The 658-nt window shown below is 64.3% G+C and carries 1 protein-coding gene; it reads left to right on the forward strand.

Annotated elements, in window-relative coordinates; all coding sequences use genetic code 11:
• The coding region (gene istB / locus T281_RS17175; protein ID WP_037242603.1) for an IS21-like element helper ATPase IstB at positions 1-600 on the forward strand (600 nt) is incomplete at its 5' end.
• Between the last annotated feature and the right edge of the window lie 58 nt (positions 601-658).

Genomic DNA, 658 nt, shown 5'->3' on the forward strand with positions numbered 1-658 from the left:
CACTTCCCGATGGTCCGGGACCTCACAGGCTTCGACTTCAGGGCGCAGCCCTCCGTCGACGCCAGACAAGTGCGCGATCTCGCGGCTGGACGCTGGATCGCGAACGGCGAGAATGTGCTGCTGCTCGGGCCGCCCGGTGTGGGCAAGACCCATCTTGCCATCGCGCTCGGACGCGAGGCCATTCTGGCGGGTTACGCCGCGCTCTTCATGCCGGCGACGGCGCTGGTGGCGCAACTCGCCAGGGCGCATGTGGAAGGCCGCCTCGAGGATCGGCTCACGCACTTCGCCAAACCGAAGCTCCTGATCGTGGACGAACTGGGCTACCTGCCGTTCGAGCCCTCTGCGGCGCATCTGTTCTTCCAGCTTGTCTCGCGCCGCTACGAAAAGGGAGCGATGCTGATCACGTCCAACCGCAGCGTCGGCGAATGGGACGCCGTGTTCGGCGATCCGGTCGTGGCGACCGCGATCCTCGACCGCATGCTCCATCACAGCCACGTTATCACCATCCGCGGCGACAGCTATCGCCTCAAGGAAAAGCGTCGCAGCGGTCTTCTGCAGAAGACCGCTGCGACAGAACCCAAGCCTCACACAAAGGACTGATCAATGACGGGGCAGTTCTTCGTGTCGCCAAGGGGGCAGTTCCGGATGTCGGTTGACA

Source organism: Rhodomicrobium udaipurense JA643, from assembly GCF_000636015.1.
In the GTDB taxonomy this organism is placed as follows: domain Bacteria; phylum Pseudomonadota; class Alphaproteobacteria; order Rhizobiales; family Rhodomicrobiaceae; genus Rhodomicrobium; species Rhodomicrobium udaipurense.